The following is a 5,018-nucleotide window of genomic DNA, read 5'->3' on the forward strand; positions in this document are numbered from 1 at the left end:
TTAACCCTTTTGTGCCTTAAGTCCTTTCCTGTATGAATTTCAGCTACTTTTGAGCGTAGTTGCTCTCATCGAATTTTATTTTAAGTTAATTATTTGCATAACAATTCCCGAAGAGCCAGTAATGCTAAGGTTGCAATCGTTAACACAGCCCATCTTGGTAAGATATTTAGTAGATAGGCTATTACTCCAAATGCAATAATAAAAAGAAGCAATGATTTCAAAGCAGAGATTAGGGGAGAGGCTTGTGTTTTATAGCTGCTTGGACTACTTCTTTGGGACAGGAAATAGTATATATTCAGAATTTGTTTGAGAAGCTGATAAGATTGAAGTCTAAGCAGTCGTTTACCAGTCTTACTAGATTCTATGATATCACTCAAAATTATCGCTGACCGAGCGCCTAAACTTTTGAGAATATTAGAAGGTATATCTTTCACTATTGTTTCTGAACCAACTCCATATTCACCCAGGAAGTATTCTTTTTCTTTCCCTTTGAAATCTTCTAGGAAACGTTGAGCAAGCTCTGCAGCAGCTAAGGGAGTTACTGCTTTGTCAAAATAGCCACCAACATAGTTGTAGATTGGTTCAGGAGTTGAGTCAATTTTTTGTTGATTCCATTCCAATTGTTCAGAAATTGAGTCTTTGAATACATTCCCTAAATTTTCCTTAAGAATAGCACTATGTCCTAAAATGACAAGCTTATTTAAGAATTCTTCTAATTCTTCTTTTGCAAGGGTTGTATTAGGTTGAGCAAGTTTAATTAGGTCTTGAATTAGCTCATTTTTTTCTGTTTGTGTTTCTGTGGGAAAAGATTCATCAACAAGTCGCTTGACGTATTCTTGAATTTTCTCTTCCTCAGTTCCGGGGAATTGTTCTAGTTTAATTTGGCGACTTACAACTCCAGAGAAGGCTTTTAAGGATTCTGAAGTTAATAACCCATCAACAATACGGTTGACTCCATCTAACCGTCCCCAAAGTATATCATTAGAACGCCAAGATTTCTTAAAAAAGCCTCCAAAAGCACGAAATTGATCTCCAGCTAATTTTTCTTTAAGTCCCTTATCTTTGCCAAATCCTTTATCAGCATCATTGGGAGAAATACGAACAAGTTTAATTAGATTTTTGTTTTGGATATCGGACAAATATTGATAGGGATATATTACTTGATCAATTAGCTGAAATTTCTCAAATTTGCCAATTGCTGGTTCTATATTCTCCGATTGTTCAGTTAACAACTTCGCAGCAGCTTGTTCTATTTTTTCTAAGATTGTTTCACCTTTGGTTATAGTTAATGCTCCCCAATCTTGATCTAGATCCATAACTTTAACCTTGTCCCGTAATTGTCTCCGGATAGAACCGATTTTGTCAAAATCTAGCTCTTTGAGATTTTCTACGGTAACATCGGCTAAATCTTGACTATCTAAGATAAGACGCAACAACGTTAATAGATAATCATATATTTTTTTGCGCTTCAAATTTACAGATTGTTGATTATTGTCTTCTTCCTCTTCTGTAATGAGTTGATAAAATTTTTGGCGAACAGGTTCGGATTTTATGACTTCTTTGACAACCTGATCAATGACTTTGAGCAACTCTAGCAGCCAAGTGATTTTATTGGCTAAATTTTTCAACTCTGTATATTTGGCAATATTATCTGTATCTTTGGTAATAGCATCAGACATCAGAGAGTAAATTTGAGATGAGAGAAAGTTATGTTTTCTAATAGCATATTGAAGATCTAGATTTTCAATATTTTGAGCTAGGGAATTTAAAGTTTCCTCTCGATTTTTAATTTCCTCTAAATTGTTAATAAATTGGGTCAATAAAGTAGCACTTTTTTCTAATAGTTCTTCCTGTTCTTGTTCTTTGCCAATGAAATATTGGTTGTCAAAAATTACGAAGAGAATACTATCTCTTAAACTGACTAAACGACACCTCCAATAACGATTTTTGGCTTCTGTTGTTTGTTCATGTACTTCTTCATCAACACTTTTTAATAACAAGTTATAGCGACGAATTTTGTCGTTAATATCTTTGATTTGTTGAAGATCTTTGCCAATACTTTCATACCTAGGTAAACTGATTAGAGAACCGGTGATGACTTCCCAAACAGTAGGTTGCTCCATTTCTGTAAATTTGCTACTGTTAACAAAGCTTTCTGGATTGGGATCGAGATAAAATAATTGACGATTGACAGGACGATCTGCTGTACGATAATACATGGCTTCAGTGGTATAACTAAAAGGACGATTATCTAGAACTCCCCCATCAACAAAATAGATTTTATATCCCTCTTTTGGAGGTTCTTGCGGAAGGAGGCGATTTCTCAAAAGCTTTCCCCATTCTTGTAGTTTGTTATCTACCTTATTATCAGACTTAATTTCGACAGGTACTACAGGAAAAGCAAGGGGAAAACAAGAGGTGATTCGACAGAGTTTAGCTAAGGCTTTTTGAGTATCTGCATCTTTGGTAGAAAAAGGATCTCCAACATCTTGATCTTCTCGATATTTAAGCTGAAAAATGCAACGATGATCTTTGATTTCGATGACTTTTCCAGTGTTGTCAAAGGTTTGATGGATTCTTCCTAAAACATCAGTGCCAGTGATAAATAAATCTAGTTCGTTAAACTCTGAATACCATTCTCCATCAGGAGCAGATTCTTGGTTATTTCCAGCTTTTTCAAAAGCTTTAAAAAGTTCTTCTTGATAGTAGCCTTCGCCGTTTAAAAGAGAATTAACATCTATTTGATTATTTTCTTTTTTGAGCGGACGCAGTAATTTATTTATATCTCCACTTTCTCGCCAAATATCTCCAAATTCCTTGAAGTCAACTACAATTTTTTCGTAGCTATTAGCAACTGCATAGCTCAAGAGAACTCCATTAATTCCTCCCGCTGAAGTTCCCGATACAATATCAACAACAATATCTGAATCGGTCAGTGCTTTAATTAATTTATAAATTCCCCGACCCCTTGTTGCATTATAAAATTCTCGACAAACACCATTCATATAAACTGCTAGAGAAACCCCACCATAAAGCACTAATCCTAAGCGAGTTTCCTTACGAAAATCTGGTTTTTTCAAGCAAGTTGCTGACGAAGATTTTGTGTTTTGACCAGGTGTTGCAGTCATAGCAAGTCTCGACGGTTATTTGACGTTCTAAAAGATACAGGTACAGTTGGGAGTCGTTTGTGGCGGTTTTTGCGATCAGGGTTGGGACGCTCTACCACATTTTCCACTATACAACGATACACACCCCCCCGCCACAAACATTGTATCCTACACTATATTTTAAGAAATCCTTACATTTATCCTGGTATTTGAGGTTGCGGGGAAACAGAAGTCAGAAGTTAGATTAGAACCATTAAACCCAGCTAAAGCGATGCAGTGGTAAAAAGCGAAAAACTGCACGGCTAATCACGTTCTTGACTGGTAAAAATCCCCAGATATGGGAATCGTTGCTATTATTACGATTATCTCCCATGACAAAAATTCACCAGGAGGAACCTGAACTAACGGCAAATTATAGCGCGGTGCTTCTAAAACTATTTAAAACGGATTTGGTATAATTTAAATACTGACCAACCTCTGAGAGACACCTCGTTTTCTTTTCGGGATAACATCATCAGAGATTCCCCAATAGTTTGATGCCTGAGACATATTATATAGTAATAATTCTGCTGGCATTTTTTCTAAAATAACTCGGTTGAGATTGGCAGTATTGACGTTCATTGCTCTCATCACAGCATCACCAAGTTCTTTCGATAATAGCGGAATAACCGCATTACCAATCTCACGAAAACCATGCCATATTGTGCGGTGAAACTGAAACCAATCGGGGAATGTATGCAGTCTGGCAGCTTCTCGAACAGTGATACAACGGGGAATAGAATAGTGAATAGGTCTAGGAGCAGTATAGGCCCCTTTGTCACTATTTGTTCCGGCGCGGAGAGTGTTACATAAACCGGTAGGGGAAAGCTTTAAAAAGCGACTTTTTCGCTCCACTGTACCCGGTTCAGTTAAGATAAATCTATCAATTGATTTTTGAGTATGAACTGAGCCTATATGTCCATAGATTTTTGTATCTACTGTTCTTTGATGACAAAGTTTAAAAATATCCCTTGGCTGCACTGAATATTTTTTCCTCTTGCCACTATAATCTAATTTTGATGCGGGTATGCCTAAATCAGTACCGATAAAAGCTGGTATTAATTCTAAATCTGAGATGGCATCATAGACGCTGGTAAAAGCTGATTTTTCTCCTGACAAAACAGCAGGATATGTGGCCATTGTCACATCCTTGCGACTACCAATTAAGATTAATCTTCTGCGCTTTTGTGGTGCGCCGTATTCACTAGCATCTAGGATTTTAATTGGCTGATTAATTGTATAGCCAATAGCTTCAAATTCAGAGATTAACTCCTCTAAAAATTGTTTATGTTTACCGGTAGCCATGCCGGGGACATTTTCAAAGATAAAATACTTGGGTTTAATTTCCCCTACAATCCGCAGATATTGAAATACTAGGGAATTTCTAGGATCATCTATTTGTCGTTTGCCAATAAGTGAAAAACCTTGACACGGCGGACCACCGGCAATTAAACTAACATCGGTGGCATAGCCTTTGAGTTTTAATAATTCCCATATTTCTCTACTGGTTACTTTGGCTATATCCCGGCAAATAGTTTGACAATAGGGAAAGTTAAAATGATGAACCAAGGAATGGACTGCATCAAATTCTACTGCTACAGCAATATCAAATCCTGCCGCTTCTAAACCAAGGGACATCCCACCGCAGCCAGCAAATAAATCGATCGCAATTGGTCTATGTTTCACCTTGATAATTAGTTCTCTATTGTCTGCTTTTCATTATACTGTATTGTCGCAGTAATCCCCTGCGGTCAATGTCAGTAGATGGAAAAGTTTTTATTCAATAGCGATCGCTAAATGACAAAAGGTCAAAAATCCTTGAACTATTTAATACAGATATACTTAATAAGGGGAAATAATAATAAAAACTTA

At 36.5% G+C, this 5,018-nt stretch carries 2 protein-coding genes and 1 pseudogene; all 3 read right to left on the reverse strand.

The window, feature by feature from the left end:
• Window positions 1-89: 89 nt before the first annotated feature.
• The 3 genes and pseudogenes from EWV84_RS11165 to EWV84_RS11175 all read right to left on the reverse strand — a co-directional run bounded on the left by EWV84_RS11165 (window position 90) and on the right by EWV84_RS11175 (window position 4,832).
• On the reverse strand, window positions 90-3,128 hold the full coding sequence (locus EWV84_RS11165; RefSeq protein WP_287078057.1) for a patatin-like protein: 3,039 nt from the start codon (window positions 3,126-3,128) through the stop codon (window positions 90-92).
• A 232-nt stretch (window positions 3,129-3,360) separates the two neighbouring features.
• Window positions 3,361-3,542: pseudogene (gene lepB, locus EWV84_RS11170) on the reverse strand (signal peptidase I); the annotation flags it as partial.
• A 24-nt stretch (window positions 3,543-3,566) separates the two neighbouring features.
• A complete protein-coding gene (locus tag EWV84_RS11175; protein WP_287078058.1) occupies window positions 3,567-4,832 on the reverse strand; it encodes a DNA cytosine methyltransferase in 1,266 nt (421 codons plus the stop codon).
• Between the last annotated feature and the right edge of the window lie 186 nt (window positions 4,833-5,018).

The sequence above is a fragment of the Microcystis sp. M_QC_C_20170808_M3Col genome (assembly GCF_007095505.1).
In the GTDB taxonomy this organism is placed as follows: Bacteria; Cyanobacteriota; Cyanobacteriia; order Cyanobacteriales; family Microcystaceae; genus Microcystis.